The sequence below is a fragment of the Deinococcus depolymerans genome (genome assembly GCF_039522025.1).
GTDB classification, from domain to species: domain Bacteria; phylum Deinococcota; class Deinococci; order Deinococcales; family Deinococcaceae; genus Deinococcus; species Deinococcus depolymerans.
In genome coordinates this window covers 68695-89862 of sequence record NZ_BAAADB010000019.1, presented here as the reverse complement: position 1 = coordinate 89862, position 21168 = coordinate 68695, and the positions used below count along the sequence as shown (strand labels likewise).

The following is a 21168-nucleotide window of genomic DNA, read 5'->3' as shown; positions in this document are numbered from 1 at the left end:
TGTTTCGCCAGCAATCCGGAACTTCACCGGATTGCCAGCTCCACGCCCGGAACCCGTTTCTCTCCCACTCGCATCCGCTCGGATTGAGCGGGCTTTGCAGCCCATTCAATCGGAGTCCGTATGAGGCGCCCCCTCTGCGCTCTGCTGGCGGGCCTGCTGCTCACCTCGGGCGGGCGGGAGGCCCCCACAGGCGCGGTCACGCTGGCGCTGGGCGGTGACCTGAGCCTCGCGCGGGGCGTGGCGCAGGCGAACGCCGCCGACTGGCCCGCCACGCTGCGGGCGGTGGCGCCGCTGCTGCGCGCCGATCTGGTCGCTGCGAACCTGGAATCCCCCCTGACGGACGCGCCCCGGGAGACGCCGGGCCTCGACCTGCGAGCGCCCCCCGGCGCGGCGGCCGCCCTGTGGCCCCTGACGCACCTGGGCGTGGTGAACAACCACAGCCGGGACGCCGGACCGGCCGGGGAGGCGCAGTCGCTGGGCACGCTGCGCCGCACCGGGCTGACTCCCGTGACCCCTGCCCCGACCGTCCGCACGGTGAGGGGGCAGCGGGTCGCGCTGCTGGCGTGGCTGGACGACGGCGCCACCCCCCTGCCGCTGGCGGCGGTGCGCGTGGCGGCCCGGCAGGCGGACGCCGTGATCGTCCTGGCCCACTGGGGCGAGGAGTACGGCCTGACCACCGCCCGGCAGCGCGCCCAGGCGCGGGCGCTCGTGGCGGCCGGGGCGACCGTGATCGCCGGGAGCGGCCCGCACGTCCTCCAGGGGCACGAGGTCCTGACCGGCCCGCGCGGGCCGGCGCTGGTGCTGTACAGCCTGGGCAACCTGCTGTTCGACCAGCCGTTCCCGTCAGCGCAACTCGGCGCGGTGGTGCGCGTGACGCTGCCGGACGTGAGGCACGCCTGCGCGGCCCCCACCCGCACCCGCGCGGGGCGCGTGACCCCCGCCAGCGGGACGCAGCGGACGCAGGCCCTGACCCGCCTGGGCCTCCCCGCCTGCCCGGAGACCCGGTGAGAGGCCCGATCCTGTTTCTCCTTCTGCTGGGCAGCGCACTTGCGGGCGGCGGCAGCCTGCCCTGGCGCAGTCTGAATTCGGCAGGCGACTGGACGACTGGCGCGGCCATGCAGCCCGCGCCGCCCTGCCCCGCCCTGACCCTCCCCCCGGACTGGGAGGTGCGGGCCAGCGTCCTGGCCGACGTGACCGGCGACGGCACCCCCGAATGCGTGCTGGCCGTCTGGCGCCCCTGGCGGGACTGGCGCACCGCCCAGTGGAACCCGCGCCCCACGCCCATCCAGGGGAACCGCGACGCCCGCGGCCGGAGCAGTCACGTGGCCGTGCTGCGCCCCCTGGGCGGCGGCCGGTACCGGGAGGTCTGGGTGGGCAGCGCCCTGTTCCAGCCGGTCGCGACGCTGACCGTGCTACCCGGCGGGACGCTCGCCACGCTGGAAACCACGTACGCCGCGCCTGGCGCGCCCGCCCACGCGCTGAGCCTGTGGCACTGGACCGGCTTCGGCTTCCGCCTGGACCGCCGCGTCCCCACCCTGGCCCGCGAGGTGCAGCCCGACGCGCAGGGCCGCCCCGCCGTCCGCTGACCGGCCAGGAGCGACATGATGGGGCATGCGACCCCTGCGCCTGCTGCTGGCCACCTCACTCCTGACCGCGCACGCCGCGCAGGTGCCCGTCCCCACGCCCACGGGCGGCATTCCCGCCGGGGCGACGGTCGCCCGGCACGAGGGGCCTGCCGTGACCGTGCAGACCACCGCGCCCGCCCGCCAGGGCTGGCTGACCGGTCTGCGCGTCACGGCCGGGGGCACCACGCGCACCTTCCCGGCGTGGCGGACGATCAGCAACCCCACCTTCTGGCCCGGCCTGACCGTCACGGACCTGACCGGCGACGGGGCGCCCGAGGTCCTCGTGACCCTCATGACGGACGAGGGCACCGGCGTGGCCGTGAACGACGCCCACGTGCTGGGCCTGCCGGACCTGCGCGAGTGGCCGGTCACGCCGCCCGTCCCGTACCTGCGGCAGCAGGTGCGCCTGGGCACACGCAGCCTGACCCTGCCCGGCCGCAGCGTGAAACTTCCCCCGCTGCCCGGCCTGCGCACCGAGGCGGCCCGCATCGGCGATCAGGTCCGCTGGACCGTGCAGGGCGGCCACCTGACCGCGCTGGTCGAGGTGCAGCGCGGCTGGGCGTTCACGGGCCGCCTCGTCCTGACGTACCGCGCGCAGGGCGGGCGGCTGATCCCCGACCGGGTCCGCTTCGACCCCACTTCATTGGACGAGTTGCTGGAGTAGGCACTGGCCTACGCCGCCCATCCGCCACCATGCGGATGCCCGCCACCCCACCCGCGCGGCACACTCATACGGACTCCGATTGAATGGGCTGCAAAGCCCGTTCAATCCGAGCGAAGCGAGTGGAAGCGAAACGGGTTCCGGACGTGGAGTCGGCAATCCGGTGAAGTTCCGGATTATAGGCGAAACAAACGGAATCCGTATCACCCAGACCCGGTTCAGGGAGAGGAGGCGACCATGCCCGCAGGTACACCCGACAGCACCACAGCCAGCACCCCCGACGCCCCGGACGGCGATCCCGGCGACCGGACACCCACCCCCGCAGACCCCACCCCTCGAGGCGAAGTCGCCTCCCCACCCATTTGAAAGAGAGACACCCATGAACGGCAAACACCTCGTGACACTCGGCCTGGAAAAGAAAGCCATCGCCCTCGCCCAGACCGCCGCCACCCAGCGCGAAACCGCCGGCCTGAGCCGCGACGACATCCTGAACGAACTGCGCGCCGTGCAGCAGAACCCCGCCGCGTACGCCGCGGGCGGCGTGTACGCCCCGCTCGCCGCCGAACTCCTCGCGCAGCAGGCCATCCTCGACGCCCGCAGGGGCAGCGACCTGCGCGCCCAGCCCCTCCCCTACCCCACCTGGGGCGCGGACCTGATCGACCCCGGCGCCTGGCGCCAGATGGACGTCGCCATGCGCCTCCCCGTCAGCCGCGCCGGCGCCCTCATGCCCGACGCGCACGTCGGTTACGGCCTCCCCATCGGCGGGGTGCTCGCCACCGAGAACGCCGTCATCCCCTACGGCGTCGGCGTGGACATCGGCTGCTCCATGATGCTCTCCGTCCTGCCCATCCAGCCCGGCGCCCTGGGCACCGAGGAGGCCACCACCCTCCTGCTCAGGCACACCCGCTTCGGCGCGGGCGTCGCCTTCGACAAACGCGACCGCCAGGACCACGAAGTGCTGCACGAAAGCACCTGGAACGACCAGCCCATCCTCCGCCACCTGTTCGACAAGGCCGCCACGCAGATCGGCACCAGCGGCAGCGGCAACCACTTCGTCGAATTCGGCACCCTCACCCTCCCCCACGCCGACCTCGGCGTGGACCCCGGCGAGTACCTCGCGGTCCTCTCCCACAGCGGCAGCCGCGGCTTCGGCGCGCAGGTCGCCGGGCACTTCACCGCCCTCGCCGAACGCCACCACCCCACCCTTGCCCCCGAAGCGAAAAAACTCGCGTGGCTCCCCCTCGACCACGAAGACGGACAGGCGTACTGGCAGGCCATGACCCTCGCCGGCCGCTACGCCCTCGCCAACCACCACCTCATCCACACCCGCCTCGCCCGCGCCCTGAACGTCACGCCCCTCGCGCAGGTCAGCAACAGCCACAACCTCGCCTGGAAACAGCAGGTCGGCGATCAGGAACTCATCGTGCACCGCAAAGGCGCCACCCCCGCCGCCCCCGGACAACTCGGCCTCATCCCCGGCAGCATGGCCGACCCCGGCTACGTCATCCGCGGCCTCGGCCACGACGGCGCCCTGCAAAGCGCCAGCCACGGCGCCGGCCGCCAACTCGGCCGTAAAGCCGCCGCCAGCACCCTCAACAAAAAAGACGTCCAGGCGTACCTCACCACCCGCGGCGTCACCCTCATCGGCGGCGGCATCGACGAAGCGCCCCAGGCGTACAAACGCATCCAGGACGTCATCGCCCGCCAGACCGACCTCGTGAACGTCATCGCCAGCTTCCAGCCTCGTGTGGTCCGCATGGACACCGGGAGTGAGGACATCTGAAGGAGACGGACTGACGGTTGATGGGCTGCGCCTGCGGCGGGCTGCCCCACCCCCCAGCCCCCTCCGCAAGCGGCTCATACGAGTACCCCAGAGGGGCAGGGGGAGTTTACGTTGGCACTGGGCAGGTATTTCTCTGAGGTGGTGGGCGGGGTGTCGGGCGGGGACGGCCACGCCTCACACGCCATCCTGCCGCCCCCGCGCCGTTCGCCCCGCGCGCTGCGCGCACGACGGGCCGCGTTGCCACGACGGTTGTGGAGCTCCCAATCTTGATGTGTGCGGGAAGGTTCTACTTTTTTGGCTTCTGCCAAAGCGGGATTTTGAAAGTCGATCAGCGGCGCGAAGCCTTCCACCCATCACCTGACCGCAGATCACCACCGGCCGTCGTGCGCGTAGCGCGCGGGCCTACGAGGGGGGCGAAGGATGGCGTCGAAGCCAGACACCTCACCGCCCAACACAAACACGCCGCAGGAGTAAAAACTCTTGCCCAGTGCAACGCTGCTCCCCCTGCCCCTCTGGGGGAGGGGGCTGGGGGGTGGGGAAGCCCGCCGCAGGCGCCCACCTTCCGACGGCCCCCCCCCGATACGTCAGCCCCGAACGGTCGCCAGCAGCGATTCCAGCCCCCCCTCGTATCCTTCGACGCGCCCCCATTCGGGCAGGAAGGCCTGGGTGCGGGTGACGTCGTTGGGCACGACGACGACGTGGAGTCCGGCGGCGGCGGCGGCGGTGGCGCCGTTGAGGCTGTCTTCGACGGCGAGGCATTCGTGGGGGTGCAGGCCGAGGCGGTGGGTGGCGAGGGTGTAGAGCTCGGGGTCGGGTTTGACGCGGGTGACGTCGTCGCGGGTGGCGAGCGTTTCGAAGTGGTCGTACAGGCCGTGCTGTTGGAGCCAGCGGGTGACCCAGGCCCGGTCGCTGCTGGTGGCGAGGGCGAGGCGCAGGCCGGCGGGTTGGATGGCGTCGAGGACGGCGCGGACGCCGGGGCGCAGGTCGCTGTTGTGGATGGTGTGGTGGATGTCGGTGCGGAGGCGTTCGTGGGTGGCGTGGCGGTCCTGCTGGACGCTGTCGGGGAGGCCGAGCCAGGGGTCGAAGGCGTCCCAGGTGCCGATGCCGCGTTGCCAGTCGTGGAGGTGGAGTTCGCGGCCGTGTTGGCGGTAGAGGGCCTGCCAGTGGGTGAATTCGGGGGTTTCGGTGTCGAGGATGGTTCCGTCGAAGTCGAAGATGACGGCGTGGATGGTCATGCGTCGAGTGTAGGGGGTGTGGGTGGGGGGTGGGGGCGTGCGTGAAGTGGGCTTCACTTTGGGTGGACGCTTGCCCTGTGGGTGGGCCGGTACGCTCGGGGGTATGGCTGAGTGGGTGCAGAATCTGATGGACAGCATGGGGTATCTGGGGATCCTGCTGTTGATGGTGCTGGAGAACGTGTTTCCGCCGATTCCGAGTGAGTTGATCATGCCGTCGGCGGGGTTCGCGGCGTCGCGTGGGGACTTGAATCTGGTGCTGGTGGTTCTGATGGGGACGCTGGGGAGTGTGATCGGGACGTTGCCGCTGTATTACGTGGGGCGGGCGTTCGGTGAGGAGCGGCTGGTGGCGTGGGCGGATAAGCACGGGAAGTGGTTGACGCTGAGTGGGCGGGATATCCGGAAGGCGGACGACTGGTTTGACCGGCATGGGTCGAAGGCGGTGCTGTTCGGGCGGATGGTGCCGGGCATCCGGAGTCTGCTGAGTCTGCCGGCGGGAATGAGTGAGATGCCGATGGGGAAGTTCCTGCTGTTCAGTGCGATCGGGTCGGGTCTGTGGGCGTCGTTGCTGGCGGGGGCGGGGTTCCTGCTGGGGGAGCATTACGACCGGGTGGAGCAGTATGTGGGTCCGGCGAGCCGGATCATTCTGGGGGTGCTGGCGGTGGCGGCCGCCGCGTGGTTCCTGCGCCGCAAGCGTGAGCAGGAGCACACCGAGGTGTGAGGGCTGTGGGTTGTGGGAAGAAGGAGGGGCGACCGCAGGTTCCGGTCGCCCCCTTCCTTTTGCCTTTCCCACTCCCCACTCCCCCGTCTCAGTGTTCGAGGCGGATGTGCGGCAGGCGCTTGTCGAGCCACGCGGGGAGCCACCAGTTCCATTTTCCGGCGAGTTTCAGGAAGGCAGGGACGAGGACGAGGCGGACGAGGGTGGCGTCGAGGGCGACGGCGATGGCGAGGCCCAGGCCGATGCTCTTGCTGGCGACGACGCGTCCGAAGATGAAGGCGGAAAAGACGATGAACATGATGATGGCGGCCGAGGTGATGATGCGGGCGGTGTGCCCGACGGCGAGCACGACGGCTTCGTCGTTGGGGTGCCCGGCGAGGTATTCCTCCTGCACGCGGCTGAGGAGGAAGATCTCGTAGTCCATGCTGAGGCCGAACATCACGGCGAACAGGAGGACGGGGAGGCTGGCGTCGAGCACGCCGACGTCGCCGGGAATGCCGAGGGGCGCGGCGAGGACGCCTTCCTGCACGATCAGGGTGACGAGGCCGATGGCGGCGCCGACGGTCAGGGCGTTCATGAGGATGCTCTTGAGGGGGATCAGGAGGCTGCGGAACGCGACCATCAGCAGCAGGAACGTGCCGGCGAAGACGGCGAGGACGACGGTGGGGAGCGAGTCGGTGATGGCGCGGCTGAATTCCTCGCCGCCGACGGGCGCGCCGCCGAGCAGGTAGGCGTACCCGCTGGCCTGGATGGTGTCCCGGATCTGCCGTTCGAAGGCGGGAATCTCGCGGGCGGGGAGGGTCCGGTCGGGGATGACGGTGACGCGCAGCAGGGTGCGGTCGCGGCTGAAGGAGCGGGTGGTCAGGGCGCTCAGCGCGGCGAGCTGGTCGGTGCTGCCCCCATTCGTGCCCGCCAGGTCGCTGGGGGTCAGGAAGGGGCTGAGGACGCCCTTCACGCCGGGCAGGGCGCGCAGGTCCGTCACGAGCGCCTGGAACGTTGCGCGGTCCTGCGGGGTGTAGCGTTGTCCTTTCAGGTCGAGGATCACCTCGAACTGGCTGAGCAGGCCGCCCGCGCCGAGCGCCTCGACGTCTTTCAGGGTGTCGCGGCTCTCCACGCCGGGCGTGAGGCCCCAGGCCCCGGCGTACCCGGTGCGGATGTTCAGGGCGGGCGAGGCGAGCAGCAGCAGGAAGGCGGTGCTGCTCAGCACGGCGATCCAGGGGCGGGCGGTGACGCGCCGCGCGAAGGCCGTCCACCCGCCGGACGCGGCGCCGCTCTGCGCCCAGTTCAGGCGCGTGAAGCGCGGGTGGTTCACGCGGTCACCCAGCAGCGCCAGCAGGGCGGGGAGTGCGGTGAGGCTGGCGAGGACGGTCAGCAGCACGGCCAGCACCCCGCCGATGCCGATGGAGCGCACGAACGCGATCGGGGGGAGGATCAGGCCCGCCATGGCGATGGCGACCGTCAGGCCGCTGAAGGTGACGCTGCGCCCGGCGGTCTGCACGGTACGTTCGGCGGCGCGGCGCGGGTCCGGCGTGCGGTTCAACTCTTCCCGGAAACGGTTGACCATCAGCAGGGCGTAGTCGATCCCGGCGCCCAGGCCGAGCATGGTGATGACGCTCTGCGCGAAGGTACTGACGTCCATGACGTGCGTCAGGCCGTACAGGGCGGCCATGGCGACGCTGATGCTGAGCATCCCGACGGCCAGCGGGAGGCCGGTGGCGACGAGCGCGCCGAACACGACGAGCAGCAGCGCCCCGATCAGGGGCAGGGCGACGAGTTCGCTGCGTTTGGTATCGCTCTCGGCGAAGTGGGTGAAGTCGTCGGCGATGGCCTGCCCGCCGGTCACACGGATGTCCAGCGCGGCGCTCTCTGTCCGCGCGGTGTAGGCGCGCACGCGGCGCAGGGTGTCGCTCGCGCCGTCCAGCAGCGGGATCTGCGCGAGGGTCAGGGCCAGGGTGCCGTCCGCCGAGCGGGTGCGGTAGGGGCCGCCGCCCTGTGCGGGGGTGACGCGGGTGACGCCGGGCACGTCCTCCAGGCCGTTCAGGAAGCGCTGGTAGGTGGCGTCGCCCTCGCGGGTGCCCAGCGGCGGCTGGCTGCGGGTGACGAGGACGACGGTGTTCGTGTCGCGTTCCCCGAAGCGGTCGCGCAGCACCTCCGTGACGCGGGTGGCCTCGGAGTCCGTCAGGCCGCCGGCGGGGTCGGCGGTCAGGGCGGCGGGGGCGCGCGCGGCGAAGGGGAAGCTCAGGGCGGCGGCGAGCAGCCACGCGAGCAGCACCGCCCAGGGGTGCCGGGAGACGAGTCGGCCGAGGGTGCGCATGAGCCCGAGTAGAGCACGGGCGGGCCGGGCAGACCGGGAGGCAGCCGACGAAGCGTATTCAACATCAACTGGCGCCATCTTGTGCCATCTATTGACATTAAGCATCAGATAGCGCAAGATAACCTCACCTGAGAGGAGGTGCCGGAATGAACGAAGCGACGACCCCCACGGACGAGGTCCTGACCCTGGAGGAACTGGCCGCCTACCTGAAGGTGAGCGAAACCACCGCCTACACCCTGGTGCGGGGCGGTGAGATCCCGGGCCGCAAGGTCGGCCGGGAGTGGCGTTTCCTGAAAGCCCGCGTGACCCACTGGCTGATGCAGGCCGGGGAGGAAGACATGGAGAAGACCGGATTCGTGCAGCGCGATGAACTGGGCGGGGAATTCAAGCAGGAAGGCGGCCAGGAGTACGTGGCCCTCTGGCTCCCCATCACCCGCGAGGAGAAGGCCGCCCAGATCGAGAAGGCCACCCGCGACGGCGTGAACGTCAGCGAACTCGTGGCCGACTACCTCCGCAACTGGGTCAAGGCGTAAGGGCAGGGAGTGGGCAGTGGTGAGTGGACGGTGGAACCCCCACCCCACTCACCACTCACCACTGCCCACTTCCAGGTTCAGAAGAGTTCGTCGTGCAGACGGTAGTACGCGAGTTTCGTGTCGTCCACGAGGGCGCGGCCGTACAGGTCCAGGAACTGGGTGGCGTAGCGTTCGCCCAGTTCGCTGCGGACGCTGCGGTGCGCCAGTGCCAAGTCGGCGTGCCGGTCGGCGATGCCGAGGCGGCCCACGTCGATCAGGCCTTCCACGTACTCGCCGTTCAGGATGATGTTGTCCAGCGTCGCGTCCCCGTGCGCGACCACGAGGTCGTCCTGGGCCGGGCGGGTGCGGGCCAGTTCGTTGAAGACGCTCACGGCGCTGCGTCCGGCGTGGTCGTCGTCGAAGTCCCGGCCGTCGATCAGTCCGGCCTGCACTCGCTCGCGGGCCAGGGGCAGGGTGACGTGCAGCGTCTGCCGGAACGGGCAGTCCCGGATGGGCAGGGCGTGCAGTTCGCGCAGCGCGCGGGCCAGCAGGTTCACGACCCGTTCCGGGTGCAGCCGGGCGTCGGGGTGGCTCATGGGAATGCCGCTCAGGCGGGTCATGGCCAGGAGGTCCCGGTCGCCCTCGGTCTCGAAGGCCACGACCTGCGGGGCGGGGAGGCGCCCGGCCAGCCAGCGCAGCCGCTCGCGTTCCTGTTGCAGCGTGCTGGGCGAGTGCGGGGTGCGGGGCTGCACCTTCAGCACGTAGCGGGTGGAGCGCCAGACCTGCGCGCCGCTCTGACCGCCCGCCACGCGTTCCCAGCGGGCGGCGGGCAGCACGCGTTTCAGGGCGTCGGGCAGGGTGGGGCGGTCCGGAGTGTCGGTCACGCCAGGCAGTCTGGCAGCGCAGCGGACGTTCAGGCAAGCGTGAAGGCCCGGCCCCTCCGGACGGCCCGGCGGCCCGCCATCATGAGAGGCGTGACCCGCCCCTCCTCTGCCCCGCGCTCCCCGACCCCCGAACCGTCCAAGCGGGAGTGGTTCAGCGAGGTGATCGGCCGCACGCGCTTCGTGGTGCTGATTGCCGTCGTGGCGGTGCTGCTCGTGTCGTTCAGCCTGTTCCTGCAGGGCACGCTGCTGGCGCTGCACACCATCTGGGACTCGTGGAACGACACGTTCACGCAGGGCATCGCCAGTCAGCAGGGACGGCTGGCGGTGGAATTCCTGGAGATCGTGAGCACCATGCTCAAGGCGGTGGTGTTCTACCTGATCGGGGTGGGGCTGTACTCGCTGTTCATCACGCCGCTGAACCTGACCTCGGCGCTGGGCGTCGAGAGCCTCGCGGACCTGGAGCAGAAGGTCGTGTCGGTGATCATCGTGATCCTGGGCGTGACCTTCCTGGAGCATTTCGTGCGCTGGGAGAAGCCGCTGGACACGCTGTACTTCGCGGGCGCACTGGCACTCGCCGGGGGGGCGCTGGTGTTCTTCCAGCGGGTCCACCGCGGCAGCGGCGGCGACCTGGGGCAGCCGCAGGCGAAACTGCGCGCCCGGCAGGACCTCTTCGAGCACAACACCGAGCAGCGGCACATCGAGGACCATGAGGTCGAAATGGCCGAGCAGGCCACCGTCGCCAAGCAGTCCGGCCGGGTGGACGCCGGGGAAGGCAGCGGCTGACCCCGCGGTCCGGCCTGGAACGTGAGCCACCCGGCCACCCCCCCGCCCCGGCGCGCGTACACTGTGCAGAATGAGGGTTGGTCTGCTTGAATCCCGCGCCGCGAGGCTCCCCACGTACTGGTCGGCGTACCTGAAAGAACTGGGGGCCGAGGTCGTCGCGCCTGCCCTGAGTGACGCCGAGGCCCTGGCCCTGGGCCGCGAGAGCCTGCCGGGAGAGCCGGCCCCGGTGCAACTGGCGCTGGGCCGCATCCTGTCGCTGGGCCGCGTGGACCTGGTCCTGCTGCCCCAGTGGGCCGCCGTGAGCGGTGACGCCTGGAGCGAGGCGCTGCCCGAACTGCTGTCGCGGCGCATCAGCGGGCTGCCCACGCTGCTGGGCGTCCCGGACCGCCCGGACCTGATGGAAGGCGCGGCGGCCGAGGTCGGCATGCGCGTGTCCCAGAGTGCCGGCCGGGTCCGGCTGGCCATCGAGAAGGTCCGGCCGCTGGGCCTGGACCCGCGCGCCGAGATGCCGCCCCTGAGCCGCGCGTCCCGCCGCACCGTCGCCGTGATCGGCCCGCGCGCCCTGCTGGGCGAGGACGCCCTGGTCGGCCCGCTGCGTGACGCGCTGGACGCCCAGGAGCTGTACCCGGTGTTCAGCCATGAACTGCCGGTCCCGGACGTCCTGAAACGTGCCGAGCGGATCGAGCAGCCCGACCGGGCCGCGCCGGGCGACCTGGAACTGTTCGGGGCGCTGTCCCTGCTGAGCGGCAAGGCGGCCGTGCGGGGCTTCGTGTTCGTCGTTCCCGCCCGTGACGGCAGCGCGGCGGCCGCCGTGAACAGGCTCGCCGCGCGCCTGCACAAGCCCTTCACGGTGATCACCGTGGACGGCACGCAGACCGAGTTCCCGGAACTGAAGGGCTTCACGGCGCAGCTCGACGCGCCCGCCACGTCCCGCCCGGCCGCGCCGGAACTGCCGGCCAGCGCCGCCGAGGTGGCCGCCGCCGCGGCCGCGGAGCGCGACCCGTGAACCCCTGGCAGTGGCTGACCCGCCCGGACCCCAGCCCGGGCTTCACGGTTCCGAAACTGCTGAAGCTGCTCGCGCGGGTGATGCTGTTCGCGCTGGTCGCGACCCTGCTGAGCAGCCTGCTGCAACTGACGCCCCTGCGCCCGTACCTGAACACCTGGTGGGGTAGCCTGCTGTTCGTGCTGCTGCTGTACATCCCGGTCGCACGGTTCCTGTCGGCGGACGCCTTCGTGCCGCGCCGCGTGGCGGGCCCCGCCACGACCGGGAAGACCGCCGTGAGCAGCGCGCAGCGCCGCAAGGAACGCAACCGGTACGCCGGGGTCCGCAAGGGCGCACCGAAGTACGGGGGCCGCCGGTAGGCTCGGACCTCGCCCGGACGAGGAAACAACGCCCGGCGCGCGAGTGGGCGGGTGAAACCCTGTTCCGCCCCGCCGCGCAACTGCTGGTGGACCCGCTGGCCCGCCTGAACGTGGACCCGACGCACGTGGTGCTGCTGCACACGGCGCTGGGGCTGTACGCCGCGCTGCTGATCAGCCGGGGCGAGCGGCTGCGCCCCGCGCTGCTGCTGCAGGTCAAGACCGTGCTGGACGGCCTGGACGGTCAACTGGCCCGCGCGACCGGCCGCACCACCGAGACCGGCCGCTACCTGGACACCGAGATGGACCTGGTGGTGGACCTGGCCCTGAACGTGGCGATCAGCGGCGCGGCAGGCGTGCCGGCCACGCTGCTACAGAGCCTGATCATGACCGTGGATTACCTGTGGGAACGCGATTTTCGCGCGGCGCGCGGCGAGGTGTTCCGCGACCCACCCGCGCAGGCCGGGGACAATCCGCGGGTCCTCGCGGCGCTGAAGGACGTGTACGCGGCCTACTTCACGCCGCAGGAGCGGGCGCTGCAGGCGGTGTTCACGCGCCGCCTGGACCGCCTGACCGGCGGCGCCCCCACGCCCGCCGACCGGATCGCGTACACGCCCCGCGCCGCGAACGTCGTGACAGCCAACCTGGGGCTCTCCACGCAGCTGCTGCTGCTGGGGACCTGCGTGCTGGCCGGCCGGCCCCGCCTGTACACCCGCAGCCTGCCCGTGCAGGCGCTGCTGCTGCTGGGCGTGCAGTTGTGGCGTGAGGATCAGGTGCGCCGTCAGCCTTCCTCCAGCGGGTAGGTGCGGGCGGCGCGGGCAGCCAGCCAGATCAGGTAGCCGTAGAACACGCCCACCAGCGTGAACACCAGCCAGCCGGGGAAGTTGCCGATGTCGGCCAGTGCGAACGCTTCGGGCAGTTCCATCACCCAGCCCTTGGGCTGATCGAGGTCCAGTTTCGCCAGCCACGCCACGAGCACCGCCGTGTAGATCCACAGGTAGTTGCGGTTCAGCCGCCACCCGAGCGCGTCGGCGCGGGTCATGGGACTGCGCGGTTTGCCCAGTTCGGCCAGCAACAGCTGGTGCCAGCCGGGGTCCACGCGGTCACCCAGCATGGCCGGGTAGAAGAAGCGTTCCATGATCCGCACGCGGTGGTGCGCGATCTCGAAGGTCCGGAACCGCCGCGCCTCCAGGCGCAGGAAGAAGTAGTTCATGAACATGGCGAACAGGAACGTGGCGTGGCTGTTCGTGGCGTCCCCCAGCGCGAAGGACGCCAGGCCGGCGGTCGTGACGACCGACCAGTTGGTGGTCATGTCCAGCCGCTGCCGGTAGGCGGTCATCTTGCCGACCTCGGCGCGGTACAGGTGAATCAGGGCGTTGGCGGTGTTCGTGCTGTAACTCACGTCCGTCAGGCCCGGCGTGGCGGACGCGCCGGGACCGCCGCCGGTGCCGGGCATCAGCGGACCTCCGGGGCCGGCGGGGCGGGGTGCGCGTGCAGGCCGGGCATTACAGGAAGGGGTTGCTGCGCCGCTCGTGTCCGACGGTGGTGCGCGGCCCGTGGCCGGGGTACACGGCCGTGTCGTCCGGCAGGCTCAGCAGCTGCGTGCGGATCCCTGCAAGCAGTTGCGGGTGGTTGCCGCCCGGCAGGTCGGTGCGGCCGATGCCGCCCTGGAACAGGGTGTCCCCGGCGATGACGACGCCCGGCGCGCGGAACACCACGTGCCCCGGCGCGTGCCCCGGCAGGTGGTGCGCCGTGAGGGCCAGGTCGCCCGCCGTGAAGGTCTGCCCGTCCGTGATGGCGTGGTCGGGCGCGGCAGGCTGCGTGAACGGCAGGTTCCAGCGGGCGGCACTCTGCGCGCCCAGGGCGTACAGGTCCCGGTCGGCCGGGTGCAGCCACACGGGCACGCCCAGCTGCCCGCGCAGGGGCTGCACCGCGCCGATGTGGTCGAAGTGCGCGTGCGTGAGCAGGATGCCGGTGACGGTCACGCCACTCGCGGCGATCAGCGCGGCGATGCGTTCTGCGTCGTCGCCCGGGTCGATCAGGAAACCCTGCCCCTGCTCGCCGGCGATCAGCACGGCGTTCTCCTGGATGGGACCGGTGGGCAGCGACCAGACGCGCAGCGGGCCGTGCGTGAAGGGGGCAGTCATGCCCTGAAGTCTACCCTCCGGCCGGGGCGGCCGTCAGGCGTGCCCGAGGGCGTCGCGCAGCGCCAGCGCGAACACCTGGAAGCTGAGGCTGGGGCTGGCGTACGCCTCGAGTGCCTCCTGCAGGGCGTTCAGGGCGCTGTCGGCGCGGGCACGCTGGTGGGGCGGCAGGGTGCGCCACACGAAGCGCAGCGCTTCCGGGTGCCAGCCGGGATCGAAGCGTTTCTCCAGGCCCTCGGCGGCCTGCAGGGCGGCCAGCAGGCCGACTTCCAGGGCGTCCGTGAGGTCGCGGGCGTCGCCCAGCGCGGCGCTGACCTTCTGCGGGTCGTCGAGCACCCCGGCGCGCCCGGCGGCGAAGGCGACCAGTTCCGGGTCCGGGGTGTGACCGGCGCGGTCCAGGGCGTGTTCCACGGCGCGGTCGGTGGCGGGCGTGACGCTCAGGCGGGCGCTGCGGCTCACGATGGTCGGCAGGACCGAGCGCAGGTCCTCGGCCAGGAACACGAACAGCGCCCGGTGCGGGGGTTCCTCGACCAGTTTCAGCAGGGCGTTCGCGGCTTCCGGGCCCAGGTACTCGGCGCCGCTCACGATCACCACGCGCCGCCGGAAGGTGGGCCGCACCTCCAGGAATTCGAACACGTGCGTCTCGTACTCGCGGGACTTGTCGCGCGCCGAGAGGACCGCGCCGATGGGAATCAGTTTGCGCCGCGCGGCCTTGCCGGTGGTGGTGGTGGCGCGCGGCTCGACCAGCAGCACGTCCGGGTGCGAGGCGGCGGCCAGGGCGCGGCAGGAAGGGCACGCGCCGCACGCCTCGCCGTACATGCCTCTTGCGCCGCTGCAGTTGTGCTGCGCGGCGACCGCCCAGGCCACGGCCAGCTTGCCCACGCGGGCCGGGCCGGTCAGCAGCAGGGCGTTCCCGCCGAACGCGCCGGTCTGTTCGAGCAGCGGGCCGTGCAGGTCGGCGGCCGCTGCCTGCGGAACGGGCCGGGCGCCGGTTTCGGGGGAGGGAGGGGGCGTCACTTGCCGATGGCGAGGCGCGCGGCGAGCACCTGCGGCAGCCCGGCCTCCAGCGCCGCCTCCTGGGCGCGTTCGATGTCGTACGCCACGCGGAACACCTCGAAGTGGGCGCGGGCCGTGTCGAACACCGCGTAGCTCGCCTGGGGGTTCCCGTCGCGTGGCTGCCCGACACTGCCGGGGTTCAGGATCACGCGGGTGCTGGGCGGCACCATGTAACTCCCGCCGTCCGTGAAGTGCTGCGCCTTGATCCAGTCCCCCACCGGCGAGTTCAGGGTGGCGTACACCGCCGGGACGTGCGTGTGCCCCACGAAGCCCAGGCGGCCCTGCCACTGCGCGAAGGCCTCGCGGGCCGCCGGGACGGAATCGGTGTACTCGTCCAGACTGACCGGCGTGCCGTGCCGGTAGCGTGCGCCGACATGCGGGTCGTCGATCCCGTCACGCCACAGGCGCACCCAGGCCACGTCCCGCTCGGAGAGACGCGAGAGCTGCCACATGAGGGCCATGGACACGATCGAGTCTTTCGTCTCGCGGCGGCCGTCGGCGTACTGCAGCAGCATGTCGTCGTGGTTGCCCAGGACGCACACGGCGTCCAGTTCGCGCAGGGCGTCCAGGACCTCACGGGGGTGCGGGCCGTAGCCCAGCGCGTCGCCAAGGTGAATGACCTGATCGTACCGGCGGTTGGCGGCGTCGTTCAGAACCGCCTGCAGGGCGGTGTGGTTCGCGTGAATGTCAGACAGCAGCAGGAGCCGCACGCTGCCGATGATAGCGCGGCCCCCGCCCGGGGAACGTGTGAAACCCGGAAGTCCACACCCGGCGGGCGCCTCCCGTCAGGGCCAGACGGTCACGCGGCCCGCGCGGGGATCCAGACGGGCGGGCGCGCCCAGCGGCAGCGTGAGTTGCGGGCTGGTGTGCCCGAAATCCACGTTCGCCACGACCGGCATCTCCGCGCGGCCTGCCTCGGCCAGGACGCGGCGCACCCAGCCGTGCAGGTCGTCGACCATCGCGGGCGTGTAGGTGCGGGGGCGGGCCAGGATCAGCCCGGCGGCGCCCGCCAGGATGCCCTGCGCGGCGTAGTTGCGCAGCCAGTACCCCACCTGATGCGGGGGCGGCACGTCGTTGCTGGTTTCCAGCGCCAGGACCGCGCCGCGCCACAGGGCCGGTTCCGGCCAGCCGGGCGTGCCGTTCAGCATGTCCAGCACGTCCAGGCAGCCGCCCAGCAGGTGCCCCTGCGCGGGCGCGTCACCCTGCAACCACACCCAGCCGTCGCCGGTGCGGAAGGTGCGCGGAACTTCCTGCGCGGCCTCGTCGGCCCAGTCGGGGCCGCCCTGCGTCCAGTCCGGCGCGGCCTCCAGCTCGAAGGGCGCGGGCGGGTCCACCAGCGCGCGCCGCAGCCCCCGCACCGTGAAGGGGTGCAGCCCGCCGTTCTCGGCCAGATCGGTCAGGAGGGCCGGGCCGTGGTACGCCATGACGCCCGCCCGCAGGAACTGCGTGAGGGTCACGGTGGAGTCACTGAAGCCCAGCAGCGCCTTCGGGTGCGCGCGGATCAGGTCCGGGCGCAGGTGCGGCAGCAGGCGCACGCTGTCGTCCCCGCCGATGATGCTCACCATGCCGTCTATGTCCGGCGACTCCAGCGCCCAGTGCAGGTCGTCCGCGCGGGCCTGCGGGTTCGCCGCCAGGAAGTCCGGGCCGCGCAGGGCGTTCGGGGCGGCCACGACCTCCCACCCGAACTCCTGCGCGACCTGCCGCACCCCGGCGCGGTAGCGGTTCATGACCTCCGTGACGAACCCGCTCGACAGGCTCAGCGCCGCCACCCGCGACCCCGGCCCCAGGCGCGGCGGACGCACGAACCCGCGCTGCACGGACGGAAGCACCAGGGACACCGGATCGGGAAGGGTCATGCCGGGCAGCCTACCGCCGGGGCATGCGGGCCGCCTGCGCCGAGTGGCGTACTGGCCGCTGGTGAAAAGCTCATACGGATTCCGTCTGTTTCGTTAACAGATCGGAACACCACCGATCTGTCAACTCCACGTCCGGAACCCGTTTCGCTCCCACTTGCTCTTCGAAGCTCTGCGAGTCCGCTCGGACCCAGCGGCTTTGCAAGCCATTCAATCGGAGTCCGTATCAGGGCGCGGTCAGGTCGAGGCTCAGCCAGTGCTCGGCGTACACGCGCCCGTCACGGCGCACGGCGTCCGGCTGGGTGCCCCACACCCGGAACCCGGCGCGTTCGTACAGACGGAGTGCGGCGGGCTGCGAATCCATGACCGCGAGGTGCAGTGAGGTCACGCCCGCCCACGAGCGGGCCAGCTCCACCCCCGCCGCGACCAGCGCCGCGCCGACGCCCTGCCCACGCGCGGTCAGGGCGACGGACACGCCGTACACGTTCACGCGGTGCGCCAGGGGCGGGGCCGCCTCACGCACCAGGGTCAGCAGGCCCACGAGGTCAGTGTCCAGGAAGGCGCCCAGCGTGACGCCCGGCGCGTCCGGCGCGAGGCGGGCGGCCAGCGCCTCGTCGCCCAGCGCGGCGAACTCGGCGGCGTTCGTCAGGAAGGCGGCCGGGTCGGCCTGCAAGGCGGCCAGTCGCGCGGCCCGGTACGCGGGCGCGTCGGCGGGCGTGAGGCGGCGGACCAGGGCAGTCACGCGGGTTCCAGCGCTTCGCCCAGCGTCACGATCCCGGCCGGCACGGCGCGACTCACGCCGACGTGCCGGTCCCGCCAGTTCAGGACGTGCCCGTCCACGCGCACGCGGCGGGTCAGGGTCAGGTCCAGGTCCGTGACCAGCCAGCCCGGCTCGTTCCAGCCGAGCTGGGCCACCACGCCGTCCTCGGGCAGTCCGTTGTCGGACGGGGCGTACACGCCCGCCGCGCCGTGCGCGTCCTCGACGGCGTACGTCCAGGGAGCGTCCGCGATCAGCGGGGCGTGCAGCGCATAGCACTGGTTTTCCAGCGCGCGGGCCATGCTGCCCACCCGCACGCGCGTGAACCCGGCCCGGCTGCCCGTGAAGGACGGCACGACCAGCAGTTCCGCGCCCGCCTCGGCCTGCGCGCGCGCCAGGGCCGGGAACTCGCTGTCGTAGCAGATCGCCACGCCGAAACGCAGCGTGCCGCCCGGCAGCGGCAGGTCGAACACCCGCACGCCCTCGCCCGGCGCGACGTGCCACTCCTCGGCCTCGAAGCGGGTCATCAGCAGCTTGTCCTGATGGCCCTGCGAGCCGTCCGGCCCGAACACGAACGCCCGGTTCACGAACGCCCCCGCGTGCGCGACCGGGTAACTGCCGGCCACGATGCCCAGGCCGTACTCGCGGGCCAGCCGCGCGTGCAGCGCCACGAAGTCCGGCACGAAGGCCTGCAATGCCGGGCGCATCCCGATCACGTCGTGGTGCAGGTCCGTGGGCAGCAGGCTGACGAGTTCCAGCGGCGCGTACTCCGGGAACACCAGCAGCCTCGCCCCCTGGCCCGCCGCGTCCGCCACCCAGCGCGTCAGCTTGGCCTCGAAGGCCGCCCAGTCCGCCAGGAAGTCCACCGGGTACGCCGCCGCCGCCACCCGCACCCGTTCCACGCCGCCCACATGCCCTGTCATGCGCCCGAGTGTACCCGCCCCGCCGCGCGGGCACCGCCGCCAGATGACCTATCGGCGCGGGTGCCATCCGCCATCTGCCATCTGCTCTCCGCTCTCCGCCTCTGCTAGCGTGCAGCCATGACCACCGCCGGGGCCCTGCGCGAACAGGTGTGGGACGACCTGCTGGCCCGCCGCGCCTGCGCGTACCCGCTGCCACCGCACGGGCACTGCCCGAACTTCACGCACGCAAAGAAGGCCGCCGCGCAACTGCTCGGGCACCCGGACGTGGCGGCCCTGCACACCCTGATCGTCGGGCCGGAACGGGCGCTGCTGCCCCTGCGGCAACAGGCGCTGAAGGCCGGGAAGACACTCTTCGTGCCGCACCAGAAGAAGGAAGGCTGGTACTGGCGCGTGACCGACCCGGCCGGCGCGAAACTCAGCGCCCTGAGCGCGCACGGCGAGGCGACCCCCACCCCGACCGGCGCGCAGGCCGCCGTGCTCGCCTGCGTCGCCGCCGACCACCACGGCGCGCGGCTCGGGAAGGGCTTCGGGTGGGGCGCACGCGGCCTGCACCTCGGCCTGCCGGAATTCACACTGGCGCACCCGCTGATGCTGCGGCCCACCCTGCCCTGCCCCGCCGACTCGCACGTCACCCTGATCGGCACGCCCGACCGGGTCCTCACGCCCCCGGCGCACCTGCCGGGCGGAACGAACCGGCCCTGAAGCGCGTACCATGCGGCATGAGTAAGAAAACCACCCCCACCTACGTGCCCGCCCTCGTCACGGTCGCCACGGTCGGCGTGGCCGCCGGGGCCGCCTACGTGGCCCGCACCCGCAAGAAAGAAGTCACCGGCATGGTCGTCAACCGCGTGCTGGAACGCCCCGCCGGGCGCAGCAGCTACAGCGACCTCGGGCAGAGCCTCGAACGGGCCGGCACCTTCCTCACCGGCCGCGCCGCGCGCGCCGCCGACACGCACGCCAACCGTGAACTCCTCGCGCACATCATCGGCATCGAACGCTGGGGCCAGCAGCGCCTGAACGCCGCCCTCGGCAAGCCCGCCGACCAGACCGACACGTACCACCCCTACCGCCCCCCCCAGGACACCACCCTCAGGGACCTGCAGGCGCTGATCACCACCACCCGCGCCGCCACCGTCGACCTGACCCGCCGCCTCGGCCACAACCCCCCCGACGACACCCTGACCATCCAGCACAACAGCCTGGGCCCCATGACCCCCAAGGCCTGGCTGCGCTACCTCACGCAGCACGCCGACCTCGAAAGCCGCAAACTGCGCGGCGAGTAATCCCCGCCACGTCACCACGAACGAAGGCGGGCAGAGACCAGCGCACCGCCGGCCGCTGCCCGCCCGTCCATCCCCCCACCAGCCCCCCCGGCCCGCCAAACCCCGCTGCATTAAAACTGTAAGACCCGTCCTCCTACCCTGAGTGCAACATGAGTGTCCTGAACAGCGTACTGACCGCCATCGTCAAGGAAGGAGCCAGCGACATCCACCTGCGCACCGGCAGCGCCCCCGCCGGCCGCGTCAACGGCGTGATCAGACGCTACGGCGACACCCGACTCGCCCCCGAACACGTCGAAGCGTTCACCCGCGAAATGATGAGCCCCGCCATGTGGGAAGCCTTCACCGAGAAACGCGAGGCCGACTTCGCGTACGGCATCCCCAACCTCGCCCGTTTCCGCGTCAACGCCTACTGGCAACGCGGCACCATCGGCCTGATCATGCGCGTCATCGAGGACAAACCCATCCCCACCTTCGCGCAACTCGGGCTGCCCATCGACACCTTCGAAGCGCTCGCCCAGCACGAACGCGGCCTCGTCCTCGTCACCGGCCCCACCGGCAGCGGCAAGACCACCACCCTCGCCAGCCTCCTCAACCACATCAACGCCACCCAGCCCGTCAACATCGTCACCCTCGAAGACCCCATCGAAGTGCTGCACAAAGACCAGATGGCCATGATCAGCCAGCGCGAACTCGGCATGGACACCATGAGCTTCGCCAACGGCCTGCGCGCCAGCATGCGCCAGGACCCCGACGTCATCCTCATCGGCGAGATGCGCGACAAGGAAACCGTCGAGGCCGCCCTGAGCGCCGCGCAGACCGGCCACCTCGTCTTCAGCACCCTGCACACCCAGGACGCCATCCGCACCGTCAACCGCATCATCGACTTCTTCGCCCCCCACGAACGCGACCAGATCCGCCAGGGCCTCAGCGAAAGCATCGTCGGCATCGTCAGCCAGCGCCTGCTGCCCAAAGCCACCGGCGGCCGGGTGCTGGGCCTCGAAATCCTGCTCGGCACCCCCACCGTCCGCGAATGCATCAAGGACCCCGAACGCACCGAAGAAATCAAACAGGCCCTCCAGGAAGGCGGCTCACGCGGCATGCACACCTTCGACCAGCACCTCGCCAGCCTCGTCGCCAGCGGCCTCATGACCGAAGAAGACGCCATGGCCAGCGCCACCAGCCCCCACGAACTCAAGATCATGATGATGCGCGCCCAGTACGCCTGAGCGGAAGGCGACCCCTCAGTCAGCTTCGCTGACAGCTCCCCTCAAGGGGAGCCTT

At 71.6% G+C, this 21168-nt stretch carries 23 protein-coding genes; 13 read left to right on the top strand and 10 right to left on the bottom strand.

Annotation, left to right across the window (positions count from 1 at the left end; all coding sequences use genetic code 11):
* Positions 1–120 precede the first annotated feature (120 nt).
* From ABDZ66_RS10675 to ABDZ66_RS10660, 4 genes are all read left to right on the top strand, one after another.
* Positions 121–1008 carry a CapA family protein gene (locus ABDZ66_RS10675; protein ID WP_343758641.1) on the top strand — a complete coding sequence of 296 codons (888 nt, stop codon included), beginning with the start codon at positions 121–123 and terminating at the stop codon, positions 1006–1008.
* On the top strand, positions 1005–1586 hold the full coding sequence (locus tag ABDZ66_RS10670; protein WP_343758639.1) for a hypothetical protein: 582 nt from the start codon (positions 1005–1007) through the stop codon (positions 1584–1586). Before ABDZ66_RS10675 ends, ABDZ66_RS10670 begins: the two co-directional genes overlap by 4 nt.
* A 25-nt stretch (positions 1587–1611) precedes the next feature.
* A complete protein-coding gene (locus ABDZ66_RS10665; RefSeq protein WP_343758637.1) occupies positions 1612–2289 on the top strand; it encodes a hypothetical protein in 678 nt (225 codons plus the stop codon).
* A 376-nt stretch (positions 2290–2665) separates the two neighbouring features.
* Entirely contained in the window at positions 2666–4069 is a 1404-nt protein-coding gene (locus ABDZ66_RS10660; protein WP_343758635.1) for an RtcB family protein, read from the top strand.
* A gap of 584 nt (positions 4070–4653) precedes the next feature.
* Here ABDZ66_RS10660 and ABDZ66_RS10655 read toward each other — a convergent pair.
* On the bottom strand, positions 4654–5304 hold the full coding sequence (locus ABDZ66_RS10655) for an HAD family hydrolase (protein ID WP_343758633.1): 651 nt from the start codon (positions 5302–5304) through the stop codon (positions 4654–4656).
* A 103-nt stretch (positions 5305–5407) separates the two neighbouring features.
* On the opposite strand from ABDZ66_RS10655, the gene ABDZ66_RS10650 reads away from it, so the two are divergent.
* Positions 5408–6022, top strand: coding sequence for a DedA family protein (locus tag ABDZ66_RS10650; RefSeq protein ID WP_343758631.1), 615 nt, complete (start codon positions 5408–5410; stop codon positions 6020–6022).
* A gap of 88 nt (positions 6023–6110) precedes the next feature.
* Here the strand turns inward: ABDZ66_RS10650 and ABDZ66_RS10645 are convergent, their stop codons facing one another.
* Entirely contained in the window at positions 6111–8333 is a 2223-nt protein-coding gene (locus ABDZ66_RS10645) for an MMPL family transporter (protein ID WP_343758629.1), read from the bottom strand.
* A 146-nt stretch (positions 8334–8479) separates the two neighbouring features.
* Between ABDZ66_RS10645 and ABDZ66_RS10640 the strand changes: the two genes are divergently transcribed.
* A complete protein-coding gene (locus ABDZ66_RS10640) occupies positions 8480–8866 on the top strand; it encodes a helix-turn-helix domain-containing protein (RefSeq protein WP_343758627.1) in 387 nt (128 codons plus the stop codon).
* A 77-nt stretch (positions 8867–8943) separates the two neighbouring features.
* Here ABDZ66_RS10640 and ABDZ66_RS10635 read toward each other — a convergent pair whose 3' ends face one another.
* Positions 8944–9729 (bottom strand): APH(3') family aminoglycoside O-phosphotransferase, encoded by a 786-nt coding sequence (locus ABDZ66_RS10635; protein ID WP_343758625.1) that lies wholly within the window; start codon positions 9727–9729, stop codon positions 8944–8946.
* 81 nt (positions 9730–9810) lie between these two features.
* Here ABDZ66_RS10635 and ABDZ66_RS10630 point away from each other — a divergent pair, with 81 nt between their 5' ends.
* From ABDZ66_RS10630 to ABDZ66_RS10615, 4 genes are all read left to right on the top strand, one after another.
* Positions 9811–10512 (top strand): YqhA family protein, encoded by a 702-nt coding sequence (locus tag ABDZ66_RS10630; protein ID WP_425544424.1) that lies wholly within the window; start codon positions 9811–9813, stop codon positions 10510–10512.
* Between the two features lie 70 nt (positions 10513–10582).
* On the top strand, positions 10583–11518 hold the full coding sequence (locus ABDZ66_RS10625; RefSeq protein WP_343758621.1) for a hypothetical protein: 936 nt from the start codon (positions 10583–10585) through the stop codon (positions 11516–11518).
* The gene (locus ABDZ66_RS10620) at positions 11515–11874 is read left to right on the top strand and encodes a hypothetical protein (protein ID WP_343758619.1); all 360 of its coding nucleotides are present in this window, start codon (positions 11515–11517) and stop codon (positions 11872–11874) included. The genes ABDZ66_RS10625 and ABDZ66_RS10620 overlap by 4 nt, the downstream gene beginning before the upstream one ends.
* Positions 11875–11960: 86 nt before the next feature.
* Positions 11961–12674: a CDP-alcohol phosphatidyltransferase family protein gene (locus tag ABDZ66_RS10615; protein WP_343758616.1), complete on the top strand. Its 714-nt coding sequence runs from the start codon at positions 11961–11963 to the stop codon at positions 12672–12674.
* Here the strand turns inward: ABDZ66_RS10615 and ABDZ66_RS10610 are convergent.
* From ABDZ66_RS10610 to ABDZ66_RS10580, 7 genes are all read right to left on the bottom strand, one after another.
* Positions 12653–13327, bottom strand: coding sequence for a DUF2270 domain-containing protein (locus ABDZ66_RS10610; protein ID WP_343758614.1), 675 nt, complete (start codon positions 13325–13327; stop codon positions 12653–12655). The two genes, ABDZ66_RS10615 and ABDZ66_RS10610, sit on opposite strands and share 22 nt — an antisense overlap.
* A gap of 49 nt (positions 13328–13376) precedes the next feature.
* Positions 13377–14018 carry an MBL fold metallo-hydrolase gene (locus tag ABDZ66_RS10605; protein WP_343758612.1) on the bottom strand — a complete coding sequence of 214 codons (642 nt, stop codon included), beginning with the start codon at positions 14016–14018 and terminating at the stop codon, positions 13377–13379.
* Between the two features lie 33 nt (positions 14019–14051).
* Positions 14052–15032 carry a DNA polymerase III gene (locus tag ABDZ66_RS10600; RefSeq protein WP_425544423.1) on the bottom strand — a complete coding sequence of 327 codons (981 nt, stop codon included), beginning with the start codon at positions 15030–15032 and terminating at the stop codon, positions 14052–14054.
* Positions 15029–15790, bottom strand: coding sequence for a metallophosphoesterase family protein (locus tag ABDZ66_RS10595; RefSeq protein ID WP_343758812.1), 762 nt, complete (start codon positions 15788–15790; stop codon positions 15029–15031). Before ABDZ66_RS10595 ends, ABDZ66_RS10600 begins: the two co-directional genes overlap by 4 nt.
* Positions 15791–15856: 66 nt before the next feature.
* Positions 15857–16927 carry a S66 family peptidase gene (locus ABDZ66_RS10590; protein ID WP_343758610.1) on the bottom strand — a complete coding sequence of 357 codons (1071 nt, stop codon included), beginning with the start codon at positions 16925–16927 and terminating at the stop codon, positions 15857–15859.
* 223 nt (positions 16928–17150) lie between these two features.
* On the bottom strand, positions 17151–17666 hold the full coding sequence (locus ABDZ66_RS10585) for a GNAT family N-acetyltransferase (RefSeq protein ID WP_343758608.1): 516 nt from the start codon (positions 17664–17666) through the stop codon (positions 17151–17153).
* Entirely contained in the window at positions 17663–18604 is a 942-nt protein-coding gene (locus ABDZ66_RS10580) for a carbon-nitrogen hydrolase family protein (protein WP_343758606.1), read from the bottom strand. The genes ABDZ66_RS10585 and ABDZ66_RS10580 overlap by 4 nt, the downstream gene beginning before the upstream one ends.
* Before the next feature lie 117 nt (positions 18605–18721).
* Here ABDZ66_RS10580 and ABDZ66_RS10575 point away from each other — a divergent pair, with 117 nt between their 5' ends.
* The 3 genes from ABDZ66_RS10575 to ABDZ66_RS10565 all read left to right on the top strand — a co-directional run bounded on the left by ABDZ66_RS10575 (position 18722) and on the right by ABDZ66_RS10565 (position 21113).
* Entirely contained in the window at positions 18722–19306 is a 585-nt protein-coding gene (locus ABDZ66_RS10575; protein WP_343758604.1) for a 5-formyltetrahydrofolate cyclo-ligase, read from the top strand.
* 17 nt (positions 19307–19323) lie between these two features.
* Positions 19324–19887 carry a DinB family protein gene (locus ABDZ66_RS10570; protein WP_343758602.1) on the top strand — a complete coding sequence of 188 codons (564 nt, stop codon included), beginning with the start codon at positions 19324–19326 and terminating at the stop codon, positions 19885–19887.
* Positions 19888–20036: 149 nt separating this feature from the next.
* A complete protein-coding gene (locus ABDZ66_RS10565; protein ID WP_343758600.1) occupies positions 20037–21113 on the top strand; it encodes a PilT/PilU family type 4a pilus ATPase in 1077 nt (358 codons plus the stop codon).
* The last annotated feature ends 55 nt before the right edge of the window (positions 21114–21168 follow it).